We start from the raw sequence: 16,191 nt of genomic DNA on the forward strand, positions 1-16,191 counted from the left end.
GAGGCGCTGTGGAACCGAAGGTCCTGAATCGGGTGGTGGTCGCCGGTGGGACAGGGTTGGTGGGCCGGCCGCTCGTCCGCGACCTTCTGGACCTGGGGGCCCAGGTGCATGTGCTGACCCGTCGCGCGGCGGCCGCGGATCTGCCCACGGGCGCTCATGCCCACGCATGGGAGGACCTCCCGGCCCTGCTGGACGGCGCGGACGCGGTGATCAACCTGGCGGGCGAAGGCATCGCCGACCAGCGCTGGACGGTGGCCCGCAAGGCCGCCATCCGGGAGAGCCGGACCCAGGCGACCCGCCGGCTCGTGGAGGCCATGCGGGACTGCCAGAAGCCCCCCAGGGCCCTGGTGAATGCCTCGGCCATCGGCTACTACGGGGCCCGCGACAGGACCCCTGTGGACGAAGGCGCCGCGCCGGGGATCGGGTTCCTCGCCGAGACCTGCCGGGATTGGGAGGCGGAGGCCATGGCCGCCTCGGCGATCGGGGTGCGCGTGGTCCGCATCCGCACCGGGGTCGTGCTCGCCCGGGAGGGCGGCGCCCTGCCGAAGATGGCGCTGCCGGTGCGCTACTACCTGGGCTGCATGCTCGGGTCGGGAAAGCAGGGCCTCAGCTGGATCCACCGGGATGACCTCGTGGCCATGTTCCTCGAGGCGGCGCGGAACGACGCCTGGGAAGGCCCCTTCAACGGCACGGCGCCGGGATTCCTGGACAACGAGGCCTTCACGGATCTCCTGGCGCGCCAGCTGCACCGCCCCCTCCTGCCGGTCCCCGGGCGCCTCACCGCGGCGGCCATGAAGGTGGTGCTTGGCGACATGGCCGACGCCCTGCTGCTCCAGGGCGCCTTCGTGGCTCCGGCCCGGGCCAGGGCCCTGGGCTTCGAGTTCCTGTTCACCGAGGCGGCCGCGGCGCTGGCGGATTTGCTGTGATCCTGCTCAGGCCCTTACTAAACCCCCAAAGCGGGCCATGATGCGCTTGTCCCCGCCCTGGTCGAACCTCACGGTGTAGGTGAGTCCTTCGCCGCGGCCAGTGGCCGTCAGCACGGTGCCCTCGCCGAAGCGCGGACTCCTCACCCGGGTGCCCGCCTCGAACGCCGTCGGGTCTTTTGCTTCGGCAGGTTCGGGGAAGCTGCCGCCATCCGGCTCCGCTGGCGGAACCTCCTTGACGCGGTCGAAGAAGCTGCGGATGCGTTGGAGCTCCGTGGCCACGGAGGACCCGCCGGCGCCCCGGGTGAAGGAGCTGCCGGGCCGCACGCCCTCGCCGGACTGGTAGAGCTCGGTCCCCCAGCGGATGGGCGCCGCCAGCGTCTCTGCGGGGATCTCGCGCAGGAAGCGGCTGGGCATGGAGAGCATCTCGGTGCCCATGACGCGCCGTCGCCGTGCGGCGCTCAGCGTCAAGCGCCGCTGGGCTCGGGTGATGGCCACGTAGAAGAGGCGGCGCTCCTCCTCGAGCCCTTCCGGCGTCTCCCGGGCGTTGCGGTTAGGGAAGACGTCCTCCTCCATGCCGATGACGAAGACATAGGGGAACTCCAGGCCCTTGGCGCAGTGGATGGTCATGAGACTCAGCTGGGCGGATTCCTCCACCTGGTCCGCGTCCGCCGCGAGGGTGATGCGGTCCAGGAACTCCGACAGGCGCAGGCCCAGGGATTCGGATTCGGCCGCGGCGCTGAGGAACTCCTCCAGGTTGCGGATGCGGCCCTCGGCCTCCAGGGTGGCCTCGTCCTCCAGGCTCTGGAGGTAGCCGCTCTCCTGGAGCACCCACTTCACCAGGCCCGAGAGGCCCTGGGCCTCCCGCTCGGCGCCGGCCCGATGGAACAGCTCCAGGAACTTGCCCATCTCCCGCTGGGCGCGGCCCTTCAGCTCGCCCGACCGCAGCAGTACGGCCAGTCCCTCCAGGGGCGTGCCGCCCTCGGGGATGGCGCCCTCGATCTTCCCCAGCGTGGTGGGTCCCACGCCACGCGTCGGCGCGTTCACGCAGCGGCGGAAGCTCACCAGGTCGAAGGGGTTCGAGACGAGGCGCAGGTACGAGATCAGATCCTTCACCTCCTGGCGCTCGTAGAACTTCACGCCGCCCACCAGCCGGTAGGCCAGGTTCTGGGCGCGCAGAGCCTCTTCCATTTGCCGCGACTGCCAGTTGGCCCGGTAGAGCACGGCCACCTTGGCTTCGGGATCGCGGTAGCGCAGCTCCTGGATGCGCTGCACCACCCACTCCGCTTCCTGCCGTCCTTCGTCCGCCAGCTTGAAGGTGATGGTCTCGCCCTCTCCCAGATCAGTCTTCAGGGCGCCCTTGCCCTCCACGCGCTGGGAGTTGTTGGAGATCACCTCCGAGGCCGCGTCGAGGATCTTCTTCGTCGAGCGGTAGTTCTGCAGCAGCTCGATGCGCACGGCCTCGGGGAAGTCCTGCTGGAAGTCGAGGATGTTGCGGATGTCGGCGCCTCTCCACCCATAGATCGACTGGTCTTCATCGCCCACCACGCACAGGTTGTGGTGCCGCTTGGCCAGGTGCTGCACCAGCAGGTACTGGGCGCGGTTGGTGTCCTGGTACTCGTCCACGAGGATGAACTTGAACCGCTCGCCGTAGGCCGCCTGCATGACGGGGTCGCGGAAGAGCCGTTCGGTGTAGAGCAGCAGGTCGTCGAAGTCGCAGGCCCGGTGGTTCCGGAGGCCCTTCTGGTAGAGGTCATAGGCGTCTAGCACCCGGCGGGTCCAGGGGTCCAGGGCCTCCTCCCGGGCCTCCTCGGGCAGCAGGCAGCGGTTCTTGAAGTCGGAGATCAGCTCCAGCACGCGCTTGGGGTGGTACTGCTTCTCGGGCAGCTTGAGCTCCGCCAGCACCTGCTTCATGAGGCTCTTCTGGTCCGCCGGGTCGAAGATGACGAAGTCGCGGCCCACGGGCGTGCGCTCGCCCTCGCGGCGGAGAATGCGGGTGCAGAAGCTGTGGAAGGTGCTCACCCACATCTGCGCCGCGGGCACGGAGACGAGGCGCTGCACGCGCTCCTGCATCTCCTCGGCCGCCTTGTTGGTGAAGGTCATGGCCAGGATGGAGCCCGGGTGGACGCCCTCCTCCTCGATGAGCCAGGCGATGCGGCGCGTGATCACCGTGGTCTTGCCCGACCCCGCCCCCGCCAGGAGAAGCAGGGGACCGTGGGCATGGCAGACCGCCTCCCGCTGGGGCGCGTTCAGGTTGCGGAGCAGGGGGTGGTCGGATGGATGGCGGGACGCATCGGGCATCCCTTCATCCTATCGGCCCGTCCCCGCCTTCGGCGTGATGGCTTTGCCCTTCTCCGCCTTCCTGAGGACATCCTTCACCAGGAGGGCCGCGTCGTCTTCCGTCAACTTGGCTTTGAAGGAAGGCATGACAAGGCCGAAGAAGATGCCTTTGCGGATGGTCTTGATCATGTCCGCGTCGGTCTCCTTCGCGGCCTTCTTCGCATCCGTGAAATCAAAACCGCCCAGCTTCTTCCCCTCGGCGCTGTGGGCGGATCCGTCGGGTCCGTGGCACTTGACGCAGTTCTCGGCGAAGAAGGCCCGCAGCTCGTCCACGGATTTCATGGGCGCCTGGGCCCCGAGGCCGATCGGGATCAGAAGGGCGAGGACCATCACACCGGCTCGCATGGCCACCTCGATGAATGTTGAAACACGTGCCCAACATGGGCCGGAAGCGGGCCTCCGCAAGGGTCCCTCAGGGTTTTTTGTGCGCGACCATGGGACGCAGCACCTCGGCCACCAGGCGCCTGGCCTCCCCCTCCGAGAGCTGGCGGCCGAATCCCGGCATCGCTCCCCGACCCTTGAGAATGGAGGTCGCCAGCGCGGCGTCCTCCTGGCGGGCGAACCAGCGGCCGTCCGCGAGGTTCCGGCCTCCCAGCCGGACCCCGTTGGGCCCGCGTCCCGTGCCATCCGCCCCGTGGCAGACCAGGCACCGCTCCCGGTAGAACTCCCGGAGATCCCTCGCCTGGGCGGCCGAGGAGGCAGACATGGCCACCAGGAGCGGCAGCGCGGCGGAACGGATCCCCATGGCTCGACGCTACCATGGGCCGCGGGGCCCCGTTAGGCTGGAACCACGCGCCCGTGGCGGAATGGCAGACGCCGCGGACTTAAAATCCGTTGCTTTGACTTGATTTCATTGAACTTAAAATCACAAATTCGATTGAAGCTACATTTAAGCTACAAATCTATTCACGGGGCATCGAGATCGATCGCCCAGGTCTTGTGGTGCGGGTGGTGGGACTCGAACCCACAAGGGATTACTCCCGGCAGATTTTAAGTCTGCTCTGTATACCGTTCCAGCACACCCGCATCGGCTCAGTTTACTTCGTCCCCTGGATCACCTGGTGGATGGAGTTCATGGTGCGGATTACCAACGCGAGTTGAACCCGTGAGCACCAGCCATTCTCCTAGTCATACTCCACATCGACTTCGGCGCCCCCGAGACTCCCCTCGAACACCTCACGGCCCGTGTCGGTCATCACGTGGACGGCGCCCAAGGCACCCTGGTTGAAGGCCCACTGGTCGCGTTCCCAGGCACCCTCGACTGGGAAGCCCTGCCCCTCGACGACCACGGGCTGACCCGCCTGGATCTTGGCGAAGATCGCATCGGTGATGCTGATGGTGTGCAGGTCGTAGCCGTAGTCCACTGTGATGCGAGTCAGGGTCTACTCCCGCACGAAGAGGATCAGGTAGCGGCGCCCATCTGGCGAGAAGTCCATCCAAGCGATTTCAAAGGCCGGGATGTTGGGGTCGGCAAGAGCCCGGAGCAGCACGGTGGCACACCCTTCTGGGTGGCCCAGGATCGCGGCCACATTGATCAGGGAGACCCCGAGGGACATAGGGTCTGGGTTCCGGTCCAGCCAGTCGCGGACCTTCCCTGTGATCAGGACCGGCGGATGAGGAACCATCCCCGGGCGTCGAAGAGGGATCGTGCCCCGCTGGGACACGGGGATGAGCGTGACCTCGAAGCCCGCTTCGACCAGCGGCCCCTGGAGCGCCTGGACACACTCATCGAGCAGAACGGCCCCCTGGATCCGCGTGGTCGGAGTCGGGGGGTTCTCCTCGGAGTTCTGCTCGTCGTTACGGATCAGGTTGATACCCATGTCAGCTCCAAAGCACGGTCGGAAGGAAGGGCAGCCCGGCGTGGGCCCAGAAGGCCGCCTCCCACACCAGAGAGGCTCGAAGATCAAGACGGTGGAGCCGGTGTTCCTCCACGGCCCGGAACTCCGCCCACAGCGTGGCCGTCGCGAACAAGCGGAACGCCCCAGCTACCACAAGGGCCAGGACATCGCGCCCACCGAGGCCCCGGAGCACGTGGACCACGACGCCGGGCTCCCGAACTTCCTGGATGATCAGCAGGCCCAGGGCGAGCCGAGGCAACCAGCAGGCCCCTATGGCCCGCCACACCCAGTCCGAGGTTCTCAACGGGGTCGCGGCGACCAGCAGACGGCCATGGAGCCGAACCCTGATGCCGAGGCAGGCGAGGCCCCAGAGGGCGACGAACCCGAACCAGATGGGCCTCACCGCCCCCGCCGCGTCAGGTCGTCGAAGGGAAGCACCGTGACCGAGGGCCAGTGGATGCACTTGTGGGCGTAGCCCGCGAAGGTCGGGACGTAGAGGGAAGCGCCGTGGAGGTCCAAGTGGTCCCGGCCAGGGATGGGCCAGAAGATCGGCAACGAACAGACCCGGCACGTCGTCAGGTTTCCGCACTGACAACCGCCCCTCCTACGGGAGGGCCAGCCACAGCCGGGACAGGCCAAATCCGCCAGCTCAGGGTTCAGTTCCAACAGGGGTGTCAGCGGCGGCGCGTTCGGCTTCAGCTTCCAGGACCTCCCGTCGGCCAAGGCCAGCCATCCACACCCGTGGGGAGCGTGGCGGCGAAGCACGGCGATCGCCTCTTTCGGGTCGAGGTCTTCGGGCAGTTCCCAGCATGTCCACCCCGGTATATGGTCGAAGCCGTCCAGGAGGACGTAGGGGCGTCGCACCGGCAGGGCCTGGAATGGCCGCCGCCAGACCGGCCAGAGGAAGGTGAGGTCCCCGGCCTCGATGACCTTCTTCGCACTGCCGTAGTTGAACGCGAGGCTCTCGCCCGTCCGAAGGTTGTTGAACTTCGCCACCGACGCGAAGCCGAGGGTCGCCTGCATGAAAGGGATGACGGCCCGGATCGCCGCTTCGGTGTCCAGGGTGAACTCGAAGGTCACTTCAGCGGGGCCATGCCCCCGCGAGCGAATCAGGCCGTTGTCCATGGCAAGCATGAGGATTTGGCGCCGTCCGGGCCCGTTGAAGTCCCAGCGCACGGCCTGGATGTCCTCGACGACCTCTGCTGGGAGCCCGAGCGCCTGAGAGTTCTCGGGCCGCTGAATCCACATGGCGTGGTCGTCCACGAGATGGAAATCGCCAGTCGCGGCGACGATCCAGTAGCCCTCCCTCATCGGCCTCCACCGACCAAACTTACCCCCATCTTGTAGTAGGGCCTGTCGGTGGTTCCGAAAAAGGTAAACCTTCTCTACGTCATTTCCGAAGCAGTCGCTTCAGGCTCTCCACCACCTGACCGACCACCAAAATGGCCCTCTGCTGGCCGGGAGGGGCCTGACCGAAGCCGATAGAGGCGCCTTCGTATACCCGTTGCTGCTCGGAGATGCGATCCCGAACTGCGGCTTTGAACCTCGGGTCGGAAAGGAGGTCGGCCTTCGTGATCAGCTTCAGGGCTTCTTTCTGGGCAACCTTAAAGCGTTTGGCCTGTTCACTTAACTGGGAGAAGGCGTAAACCGCCTGCGGGTCAGTGCTCATGGTGATTTCCACTGCCGCGAGACTCGACGATGCAGACTCATAGTTCTGGAGGAGGTCCGTAACTTCCTCATTCGACAACACGGGGACGAATCGGGACCCGCTGACCCTCAATACCTGGGTCTTCGTGACCGAAGGACAGCAATGCGGATCATCGGGACCAAAAGTAAGAGTGGTCACTCGGACCTCTCCATCTTGGAGGCCAATGGATTTGACCCCACCTCCGCCGAGAGACATAGCGGCGACATCTTGAGGAACCCCTTTGACCAGACGAACGGCATGAAGCTCGTTCACCATGGCGTTACCGCCGCCGTTGTGTCCGAGGACGACAACGGCGGCCAAACCGGAGCTTGCCCCAGGGGCTCCCAGAGCAATTTTCGATTCGTCCAATTGGGTGAACCCGCCGGAAACGGAGTGCTCCCGATACCCATTCTTCAACTTGATGGCCTGCTTCCCACACCGATAGGTAGCGTTCTTCAATTTGTCGATCAGGGGATCTTGGGCCTGGGCCACAGGGACAGAAAGCACCAGTGCCAGAAGGACAGCTCGTGAGAAGTAGGACATGTGATTCCCTTGCGAAGGTGAAGAAGAGTAGAGAAAGTGATGTTCTCTTCTCCGTTACTGACCGACCCCGCTGAGGCGGAGGAGGTCACCAAACACCCCATCCTTCACAAGGCCCACCCCTGGCGCATACCAACTACTGTAATTTTTTCTTCCATCTGACCCGAAGTGGTCAATCCGCACACAGTTCTTGAACACTCCGGCAGGAACCTTAACCGTTACTCCAACCGCTGCGACCTTGTTCAGGAACATCTGTCCGGGCAAGTTCGGATTGGGCTCCAACCACTTCGTCCCAACCTTCAGAGGGAATCGAAGGCGAACGTTTTGGCTTCCTGGCCTAGGGCCTGCCTGCTGGATCTCGGTCAGGCCAGTATCGTTTACACGGAACACACCGCTGCTTTTGATCACTGAGGGGCCACCGGGGATGGCGTTCTGGATCGTTTGCCGATAGGTAGCCTCTCCAGTTACAGCCTCCACAATTTCTACAGTGACCAGTCCCATGATGCCCTTGTATTCATATCGGGCACCACGGACCAAGGGACAAAAGTCCTTGTCTGTCAACGAAGCCGCCGACACTAGATCAGGTGATGTCACCTTACCTTCTGCGACTTTGGTTCCCTGGGCATGGGCAAACCCGAAGAAAAAAACTGCCGTCAAGACGCAGGTCTTGGCGCCGGCGAGGGGGGCCATGATCGTTCCTCCAAAATGGGTTGTGGGATGAAGGAGGGGGCCCGCTTCGCGGTTGCTTGGGTAGAATCCAGGACATGCCCTGCTACCTAGCTGGCCCCCTTGGAGAAAAGGGGTGGCAGAATGGTCAACATGGATTACACCAGGGTTGTAATTCGCGGTCGAGGAAGTTGTGACCGGCAGGGGACCTTACAAGCCCCGGCGTGCGGTCAAGAAGCCCAAGACGTTAGGCGAACGCATCGTCGTCCTTCGGCAGGCTCTGCGCATGAATCAGGCGGGGTTGGCCGAGGTGTTGGGCGTCCCCCAGCAGAGCATCTCGGCCTGGGAACGGGGTATCACCGAGCCGTCCGGACCAGCGATGGCCCTGCTGACCGCCACCTTCAAGACCACCGAGGAAGCCTTACGGACCGGGGAGATGTTCGAGATCCCCGAGGAGCTGATGCCCACCAATCGGATCATCGAACGGCGAAGTCTCCTCATGGCCGTTGAGGGCGGGACCGGGAAGCCCATCGCGCTTCCGGCGGCATCGCCGGGGGAGGTCTGGGGTGTGGACGCCCTCACCGGCGAGAGGGTTCGGTTATCCCGAGATCAGGCCCTTGCATGGCTGGCTGAAGCGATCGACAACCAAGCCCCAGTCTGGATCGTGTCCAAGCCAGACAAGAAGGCTAAGAGGATCAAGGTCACCACCCGGACGCGTAAGAAGGCGTGAACTAGGGTCAGTTCAACTGGGGTCCGTAGACCCGGGCCCCAGGCCGAACCCACTTGATGATCACGTTGGGGGCAGATGCCCCCTCCGAACGCGCGGAGGGTCTATTCGTCGAATGGAAGTGGAGTCTGTCCCAGTGCTTCGGGTCCGGGTGGCTCGGCCGGAGGACCTGGGAGGGTAGGTCGGGGTGTCCGGGCTTGTAGCCCCTCGGCCTGCTTACCCCGAGGCCTCTTGGACGCCAACTGCCTGGCCAGCCTTTCGGTGTTCTCTCCAGCAGGGAGGTCTTCGGGCTTGATACCTCGACGGCCCAGGGCATCCCGGATAGTCAGGTTGTTCTCGACGTGTTCGTTCTCCAACTGGAAGTGCCCCTGGAGGTCCTTTTCTTCCGCGTTGTGGACGGTCATCGCTGCTGTGAGTTCCTTAGCCTTGATGTTGATGGTGTGGAGATTGTCAGCCAGGGGCTTCTTGGAATTTCCACCGACATTCTTCTTCACGATGCGGGTGGGTTGGCCGAACAAGGCCTTATCCCCTTCGCTCCGGATGATCCCGATCCCGCCCTTCGCGGTTACCCCGCGACTCCATAGTGTTGCACTCAAGTCCCTCTCGGCCTTTCGCAGTTCTTCCCGGGACTTCAGTCTGTCGTTAAGTTCGGCCATCCCCTTCTGGATGATCTCAGCGGCCTGGGTTTGACCTGCGAAGTAGGTTTTCGCGAATGCTGCCAGCCCCGTGTCCTTGACCTGAAGCTCCTGCATGAGCATGTAGGCGCCCGTTCGAGTCATGTAGAAGTTTTCCTGCTCTCGTCTACTGCCAGGAATTGCGTCTATCTCCTGGATGAAGTGGGCGGCTGGGTCGGCCTCGCTGCCCTCTAGGTGGTCTTGGGCGCGGATGACTGCATTCTTGAAGGTCTTCCAGGACGCGATCTCGAAGAGGCCTTGGAGGTCCCGTCCGCTCCAGACTTCGCCCCCTTCATGAGATTTCTTAAGTGACTCAAATCGCTCGATGAGTCGTTGAATCTCTTGGATATTTGGAACACCAGACATTGCCCGCTACCTCCTTCTAACTAGTCTCCACCCGACACCCCGTAACGTGGCAAGTCCCCTATAATCAGTATGGACCCACCTGGGGGGAGGAAGTTCAAGACCAGATGATTAGGTCGGTCATCGAGTCCTAGGGCAAGGGATCGACCTGGTAGGGCCTGCGAAGAAGGCCGATAAGGAAAGGAACGCCACGTCCACACGCCCGAGCGCCTATAACCTCCGTCCTGACATGGTGCCCGTCAGCCCTTTTGTCGAGTGACGTAGGTGACGACCACATCCAGGGCATGGCCCTTGAGATACTCGATGTAGGCCTTAGGCATGGGAGCGTCAATGAAGGGCCGTCCGTGGTGCTCGTCTGTGATGAAAACGAGCCGGGATAGCAGCCGCTTCCGCTTTTGGTTCCACACGATGACCTTCACCACATCCTTGTAGAACTCCGCCGTGGCGTTCTTGCCAGAGACCTTGAACTCGTAGGCTGTGCTGGTCTCTGGGTCCACCACGTCGATCTTCTGGTCCAGATCCGGCGACACCATGGCTTCAATCTGATACCGATCGGGATCCAGGTCGTGGACCAGGGACCTCCATGTCTTGGCGATGGCCTGGGCGTTCTTGGTGTTCGCCGACACGTCGTTGTTGTCGCGTAGCCGGAGCTTGAACGCTTCCTGGGCGGCCTGAACCACGGGGTCGTTCATGGGGACATCTCCGGTTAGGACGATTACGAAAGGTTATGGTCGAGGGTGAGTGGTTGGACCTCCTGGCCTACTCCAGATGGCCGTGGTCCCCGACCTGACGGTAAGGTATCCCTATGTCCCCCCTGGCCCTAGATGCTTTTCTCGCGACTTGGCGCTCCTCCGCCGGGAACGAGCGGGCCAACTTTCAGTCCTTCCTCCGGGACTTCTGCGCCGTGCTGGACCTGCCGGTCCCCGAGCCGAAGAACCCGACCTCGACATACTGCTTCGAGAAGGATCTGAAGCTCACCCACCTGGACGGGACAACAACCACGGGCAGCATCGACTGTTACCGCGAGGGCTGCTTCGTCCTCGAGGCCAAGCAAGGCAGCACCGCCGAGGCCACGGGCTCAGCCCCCCGGCGAGGCACCCGGGCCTACGACCGCTACATGGAGGCCGCCTTCGGGCAGGCCGTGAATTACGCCCGGAACCTGCCCCAGCGCCCGCCCTTCGTCCTCACCTGCGATATCGGCCACGCCTTCCACGTCTGGGATGGCTTCTCGGGCGCCTACGGCGGCTACGGCGCCCGTCGCAGCTACACCATGGAGGATCTTCGGGATCCCAAGGTCCAGGAGCGGTTCAGGGCCCTCTGGCTCGACCCCCAGAGCCTCGACCCCGCCAAGATCCGCACGGTCGTCACCCGGGACGTGGCCGCCGCGCTGGGCGGACTGGCCCGCAGCCTGGAGACCCGGTTCCCCGCCGAGGCCGTGGCCCGCTTCCTTATGCGGACGGTCTTCACCTTCTTCGCCGAGGACGTGGGCCTCCTGCCAGAAAAACTCTTCCAGAACGCCTTGGAGGGCGCCTGGAAGGAACACCCGGAGGCGTTCCCCAAGGGCCTGGAGTCCCTGTGGGACGCCATGAACACCGGCGGCTTCTGGGGCCCCTTGAAGGTGCTCCGGTTCAACGGCGGTCTCTTCTCCGAGAGCCTTGCCCTGGACCTCAACGCGGACGAGATCGCCCGGCTGGCCGAGGCAGCGAGGTTCGACTGGTCGGAGGTGGACCCCTCCATCTTCGGCACCCTGCTGGAGAGCGCCCTAGACGCCCGTGAGCGACACCGCCTCGGTGCCCACTACACCCCCCGAGCCTACGTCGAGCGACTGCTTCGCCCAGCCCTCGAAGAACCCCTCCGCGCCGACTGGGATTTGGCCCAGGCCGAGGCCATGGCGTTGCTCGGAAACGAGCCCAACGACGCCGACAAGGCCAAAGCCCGAGAGGTGCTCCACGACTTCCAGCGCCACCTTGCCCACGTCAAAGTGCTCGACCCCGCCTGTGGCAGCGGCAACTTCCTGGCCACGGCCTACGACGTGCTGAAGCGACTGGAGGGTGAGATCCAGCGCCGTTTGGAGGACCTGGGGGAGACCGGGAGGTCCCTGGCCCTGGAGGGCGTTCTGGTGACACCGGGGCAGTTCGTGGGCCTGGAGGTGAAACCCTGGGCTGCCGCCATCACCGATTTGGTGCTCTGGATCAGTCACCTCCAGTGGTTCCACCGCCAGCACCCCGACATGTCCCCGCCCGAGCCGGTGCTTCAGGCATACGGGAACATCCAGTGCCGCGATGCCGTGCTCACGTGGTCGGGCACGAAGGCCACGGACCGCAGCCGCTGGGATGGCCGGACGTTCAGGGTTCACCCCGTCACCGGCAATGAGGTGCCCGACGAGACTGCACAGGTGCCAGTCACCGAACTGGTGAACCCGCGCCCGGCGGCATGGCCCGAGGCCGACTTCATCGTGGGGAACCCCCCCTTCCTGGGCAACGCCCGGATGCGCGACGCCCTGGGTGACGGCTACGCCGAAGCCCTGAGGGCGGCCTACCCCGACGTGCCCGACACCGTGGACTTCGTTCTCTATTGGTGGCACAAGGCGGCAGAGGCCGTGCGGTCAGGTCGCACCCAACGCTTTGGCCTGATCACGACCAACAGCCTACGGCAGGTGCGCCAGCGCGGGGTCATCACCCACCACACGAGTGGGAAGACCCCCCTGAAGCTGCTGTGGGCCATCGCTGATCACCCCTGGACCGACGACGGCGCCGCCGTCCGCATCGCCATGACCGTGGGCGGCCTGAAGGGCCAGCCGTGGCTGGGTCGCGTGGTGGAAGAGGGCAGCGGTGCCAATCCCGAGATTGAAGCACAGGCGGTGAAGGTAGAGGGCCAGGCCGTCGATTTGATCAACGATGACCTGAGCGCCGGGGCCGATGTCTCGGACGCCCGGGCCTTAAAGGCGAACGACCTCCTCTCCTCCCCGGGGATGAAACTCCACGGGGCTGGGTTCATCGTGACCCCGGACCAATGGAACGATTGGGGGCGCCCCGCCGTGGTGCATCCCTACCGGAACGGTCGTGATCTAACGGATACACCACGGGGGGTAATGGTCATCGACCTCTACGGCATGACGGAAGCTCAGGTGCGGGAACGGCACCCAGCCATCTACCAGCACGTCCGGGAGCACGTGAGGCCAGAGCGTGAGCAGAACAACGACCAAGTGACCAAGCGGAACTGGTGGATATTTGGGCGAAATAGAGAGGACATCCGGCCTGCGCTGGCTTCCCTCCCCCGCTACATCGCCACGGTGGAGACTGCAAAACATCGGGTCTTCATGTTCGTAGACGGCGCCACCATCCCCGACAACATGCTCATTGTCATCGCCAGCGACGATGCCTTCCATCTTGGTGTCCTCGGAAGCCGTTTTCATGTTCTTTGGGCTCTGGCTGCCGGGGCCCTGATGGGGGTGGGCAACACTCCGCGATACTCCAAGACACGCTGCTTCGATCCCTTCCCCTTCCCCGAGGCCACCGAGCCCCAGAAGGCCTTGATCCGGGGCCTCGCCGAGTGCCTGGACTCCCACCGCAAGGCCGCCCAGGACCGGGGGGCGACCATCACCGGCATGTATAACCTACTGGTGAAGCTGCGGTCCGGGGAACCCTTCAGCGACCGGGAGCGTGAGCAGCACGAGATCTCCCAGACCGAGATCCTTCGCCAGCTCCACGACGAGCTGGACGCCGCCGTGGCCGACGCCTATGGGTGGCCCGTGGATCTCCCCGACGCGGACATCCTCGTGAACCTTGTGGCCCTGAACAAGGAACGCGCTGCCGAGGAGGCCCGTGGGGTCGTCCGGTGGCTCCGTCCCGAATATCAGGCCCCGGAGACCGTCGCGGCGACGGCCACGGCGCTGATCCCCGAGGAGACGGAGGTCGAGACCGCCGTGGCCCTCACCCACATCGAACCCCAGCCCTGGCCCAGGGATCTCAAAGACCAGCTCGGCGCCCTCCGCGCCGTCCTCACGTCCTCCGCCCGTCTGTGGACCATGGAGTCTGTCGCCCAGGCGTTCAGAAGCCGAGGCCGCTACCGCGAGAGCATCGCCGCCCACCTGGACCTTCTCACCGACCTCGGGATGCTCAGCCGAGTAGACACCCCCGAGGGCCCCCGCTGGCATCGGCCCCAGGCAATGGGGGCGTAAATTGAGAGGCAATTATTTGGTGACTTATTTACATCACCGCTTCTTTTCTAACTTTATTCGCTCTCTTCTGGCTTTAATTTGTCTTGCAAAATCCATGAATTTATTCACCGGGAATACCGCATAAGCAATTGCCCATATTTGCACAATTGACAATAAAAACAGCACTTCGAGTGAAATGATTCTTCCGATATTTGCATACCGGTAAAGGTTCTCCTGTTTGCTCAGAACCGTAGAGCAGAATACGGCAATTAAACCAAGAACTAGCACTAATAGTGATGCGTTCATTGGAATAGTGAGGGGGCGTAAATCAGAAATGACAGTGGATATCGTCTCTACAGTTCTTTCTCGTTTTTCAACCTTCTCGACGGTTGATGGGATCAACAAGGCAATCCAAGCACCAAGAATTGCAAAGGCAATCGAAGATAGGTTTTTCAGGTAATCATACAGCGGCAATTGGTTGCTTATAGGCACAGAAGGGGCCATGTATCCAAGTCCAATACCAATGAGGACTATTAATAAGACGTAGAAGATTCTCATAATATTATTTTATTACCTGCATGAAAGTAGGAGCAATTCTTGAGACCTCGTTGATCAACGAAAGAAGAAGAATATTCCCATTAGCGTCAAATTGAACATTAATTGTATATTCTTCTTTTACATTTGCCTTACTTAACCAATAACTATCAGAGTCGGATGAAAATTTAAATCCGATGTCGTCCGTATCAGACGTTAAGGAATTATATGCTTCAATAATTTGCGAAAATTCTGTAACTGAGGGAGTGAATCCAATTTCATAGTGCACTGGAATTTCGTTTGACACCATATTAGATCCATAATCCAGCCCTAGCCCGGCAAGAAGTCCGACTGCCATCTTGCGGAATGTTGATTTCTTTGAAGGTGAGGCTGGAATTTCAGCTTTGTAAAGGACTTTTGATATTGATGCACGGCGACTTCGCAAGGAGTCAATATAAGCCTTCTTCTTTGAATGGTCCTTTTTAAATCTTGGTATCCATTTTACGGTTTCACCCTTGTCGTTTTGATAACCTTCGATTCTGATGTGCTCATCGTCATCATCTTCACCATCACCAATTACAACCCTGGGTGATTTATATCTTAAGTAATTTCTAAAATAAATATCAATTGCTGAGGCCGATGAAGGATACCCTTCCGGACGAAGTGAAATTATTGTTTTACCACTCGGTGGAATCATAAAAAAGCTCGGGAACCCAGGTATTTTCCCGTCCACATCCTTGGAGGATATGTCGGGTGAATTTACAACCGATTGTGGGTCAATTGATAATAATTTATTACCATGGACTAAATCTGCACCTACCCAGAGTGATACAAAAACATTTCCATGAGATTGAATAATTTCACAGCAATATATATCCTTTTCTAGCTCCCGATATTTTAATTTAGTCTCAACCAATGGTTTACCGCTTAGCCAACCAGCAAGGTCACCTGTCAAATTGGTGAGGGAATAAAAAGGGCCGGGCAGTGTTTTCCCTTCCTTCCTTCCCCTTGGGAAATAGCCGCATTCCAATACGTCATACGCAGTGAATGTAATCTGCATGACCCCCCCAAATGGCCGTAGACCGAAGAATGGGACAGAAAGGAACTAGCTAAGAGCCTCATCCTAGAGCCTAGCGTAAGTTCCTGCTGGTTCAGCCCTCAAAGGTGATTCCGACGGACTAGTGCCCAAACGGCGCCGTGTTCAGTCGCGAACCTGAACCCAACCATCAACTGGGCTATCCCTGTGAGCATGGCGCCGACTCGTTCGAGGAGTTGCTGGGACGTGCCCCCCAGGACCGAAATTCGACCTCCCCAGGGATGACCCTAAAGGCCACGAAAGGACCTGGGCCAGTCGATGGCCGCCCCGAATCGTCTCTACGCCGTAAAGAGGCTCCCAGGGGCCTTCGCTGATAGGTCCTGACCCTCGGGCGAATACCCCGACAGCCAACATCGCCTCTACCCTATGGGTGTTGGCAGGGTTCAGGGGAGTTGATCCTCGCCGGGATTTAAAACGCGTGAACTGGGGATCGTCCGGCGCACCCATTTTGCCCTCGGCGGCTCGGAGGGCCACCAATTTAAAGGCTCGATCACCGGGGCACCGCAGTCGTCACAGACGAGACGAGGGGACGGATGGCCGTCCTCGGCGGACGTATTGTTGTGGGGGCAGACTCTGGCCATCACCCTCCCCTGGCGAAGGTCGACAACGCCTCGGTGGCTAACAGCGTAGCCGAGGAGGACGGC

16 protein-coding genes and 2 tRNA genes are annotated in these 16,191 nt (G+C 62.0%); 4 read left to right on the forward strand and 14 right to left on the reverse strand.

Annotated features, from left to right (window positions below; genetic code table 11):
* Window positions 1-8: 8 nt before the first annotated feature.
* Complete coding sequence (locus MLE64_RS05060; RefSeq protein ID WP_243316697.1) at window positions 9-926, forward strand: TIGR01777 family oxidoreductase; 918 nt, start codon at window positions 9-11, stop codon at window positions 924-926.
* Between the two features lie 6 nt (window positions 927-932).
* On the opposite strand, the gene MLE64_RS05065 is transcribed toward MLE64_RS05060, so the two are convergent.
* The 3 genes from MLE64_RS05065 to MLE64_RS05075 form a co-directional block, all read right to left on the reverse strand.
* Window positions 933-3,224, reverse strand: a complete 2,292-nt coding sequence (locus tag MLE64_RS05065) for an ATP-dependent helicase (RefSeq protein WP_243316698.1) — start codon at window positions 3,222-3,224, stop codon at window positions 933-935.
* Between the two features lie 9 nt (window positions 3,225-3,233).
* On the reverse strand, window positions 3,234-3,608 hold the full coding sequence (locus MLE64_RS05070) for a c-type cytochrome (protein WP_243316699.1): 375 nt from the start codon (window positions 3,606-3,608) through the stop codon (window positions 3,234-3,236).
* Window positions 3,609-3,675: 67 nt separating this feature from the next.
* Window positions 3,676-4,008, reverse strand: coding sequence for a c-type cytochrome (locus MLE64_RS05075; RefSeq protein WP_243316700.1), 333 nt, complete (start codon window positions 4,006-4,008; stop codon window positions 3,676-3,678).
* A 47-nt stretch (window positions 4,009-4,055) separates the two neighbouring features.
* On the opposite strand from MLE64_RS05075, the gene MLE64_RS05080 reads away from it, so the two are divergent.
* Window positions 4,056-4,179: transfer RNA gene (locus tag MLE64_RS05080), tRNA-Leu, on the forward strand.
* 24 nt (window positions 4,180-4,203) lie between these two features.
* Here the strand turns inward: MLE64_RS05080 and MLE64_RS05085 are convergent.
* The 7 genes from MLE64_RS05085 to MLE64_RS05115 all read right to left on the reverse strand — a co-directional run bounded on the left by MLE64_RS05085 (window position 4,204) and on the right by MLE64_RS05115 (window position 8,018).
* A tRNA-Leu gene (locus MLE64_RS05085) sits at window positions 4,204-4,289 on the reverse strand.
* Window positions 4,290-4,387: 98 nt separating this feature from the next.
* Window positions 4,388-4,627, reverse strand: a complete 240-nt coding sequence (locus tag MLE64_RS05090; RefSeq protein ID WP_243316701.1) for a hypothetical protein — start codon at window positions 4,625-4,627, stop codon at window positions 4,388-4,390.
* Window positions 4,628-4,645: 18 nt separating this feature from the next.
* The gene (locus tag MLE64_RS05095; RefSeq protein ID WP_243316702.1) at window positions 4,646-5,083 is read right to left on the reverse strand and encodes a hypothetical protein; all 438 of its coding nucleotides are present in this window, start codon (window positions 5,081-5,083) and stop codon (window positions 4,646-4,648) included.
* Between the two features lies 1 nt (window position 5,084).
* Window positions 5,085-5,504 carry a hypothetical protein gene (locus MLE64_RS05100; RefSeq protein WP_243316703.1) on the reverse strand — a complete coding sequence of 140 codons (420 nt, stop codon included), beginning with the start codon at window positions 5,502-5,504 and terminating at the stop codon, window positions 5,085-5,087.
* Window positions 5,501-6,412, reverse strand: coding sequence for a hypothetical protein (locus MLE64_RS05105; protein ID WP_243316704.1), 912 nt, complete (start codon window positions 6,410-6,412; stop codon window positions 5,501-5,503). The genes MLE64_RS05100 and MLE64_RS05105 overlap by 4 nt, the downstream gene beginning before the upstream one ends.
* Window positions 6,413-6,491: 79 nt before the next feature.
* Window positions 6,492-7,331, reverse strand: coding sequence for a hypothetical protein (locus MLE64_RS05110; protein ID WP_243316705.1), 840 nt, complete (start codon window positions 7,329-7,331; stop codon window positions 6,492-6,494).
* A 54-nt stretch (window positions 7,332-7,385) separates the two neighbouring features.
* On the reverse strand, window positions 7,386-8,018 hold the full coding sequence (locus tag MLE64_RS05115; protein WP_243316706.1) for a hypothetical protein: 633 nt from the start codon (window positions 8,016-8,018) through the stop codon (window positions 7,386-7,388).
* A 169-nt stretch (window positions 8,019-8,187) separates the two neighbouring features.
* Here MLE64_RS05115 and MLE64_RS05120 point away from each other — a divergent pair, with 169 nt between their 5' ends.
* The gene (locus tag MLE64_RS05120) at window positions 8,188-8,724 is read left to right on the forward strand and encodes a helix-turn-helix domain-containing protein (protein WP_341482257.1); all 537 of its coding nucleotides are present in this window, start codon (window positions 8,188-8,190) and stop codon (window positions 8,722-8,724) included.
* Between the two features lie 101 nt (window positions 8,725-8,825).
* Here MLE64_RS05120 and MLE64_RS05125 read toward each other — a convergent pair whose 3' ends face one another.
* Both MLE64_RS05125 and MLE64_RS05130 read right to left on the reverse strand, forming a co-directional pair.
* A complete protein-coding gene (locus MLE64_RS05125) occupies window positions 8,826-9,761 on the reverse strand; it encodes a hypothetical protein (RefSeq protein ID WP_243316708.1) in 936 nt (311 codons plus the stop codon).
* Between the two features lie 236 nt (window positions 9,762-9,997).
* Window positions 9,998-10,450 carry a hypothetical protein gene (locus tag MLE64_RS05130; protein ID WP_243316709.1) on the reverse strand — a complete coding sequence of 151 codons (453 nt, stop codon included), beginning with the start codon at window positions 10,448-10,450 and terminating at the stop codon, window positions 9,998-10,000.
* A 113-nt stretch (window positions 10,451-10,563) separates the two neighbouring features.
* On the opposite strand from MLE64_RS05130, the gene MLE64_RS05135 reads away from it, so the two are divergent.
* Window positions 10,564-13,938, forward strand: a complete 3,375-nt coding sequence (locus MLE64_RS05135; RefSeq protein ID WP_243316710.1) for a class I SAM-dependent DNA methyltransferase — start codon at window positions 10,564-10,566, stop codon at window positions 13,936-13,938.
* A 33-nt stretch (window positions 13,939-13,971) separates the two neighbouring features.
* Here MLE64_RS05135 and MLE64_RS05140 read toward each other — a convergent pair whose 3' ends face one another.
* Complete coding sequence (locus MLE64_RS05140; protein WP_243316711.1) at window positions 13,972-14,421, reverse strand: hypothetical protein; 450 nt, start codon at window positions 14,419-14,421, stop codon at window positions 13,972-13,974.
* Between the two features lie 58 nt (window positions 14,422-14,479).
* Window positions 14,480-15,511 carry a hypothetical protein gene (locus MLE64_RS05145; protein ID WP_243316712.1) on the reverse strand — a complete coding sequence of 344 codons (1,032 nt, stop codon included), beginning with the start codon at window positions 15,509-15,511 and terminating at the stop codon, window positions 14,480-14,482.
* Window positions 15,512-16,191 lie beyond the last annotated feature (680 nt).

Origin of the sequence: Geothrix paludis (genome assembly GCF_022808815.1) — a bacterium.
Lineage (GTDB): Bacteria > Acidobacteriota > Holophagae > Holophagales > Holophagaceae > Geothrix > Geothrix paludis.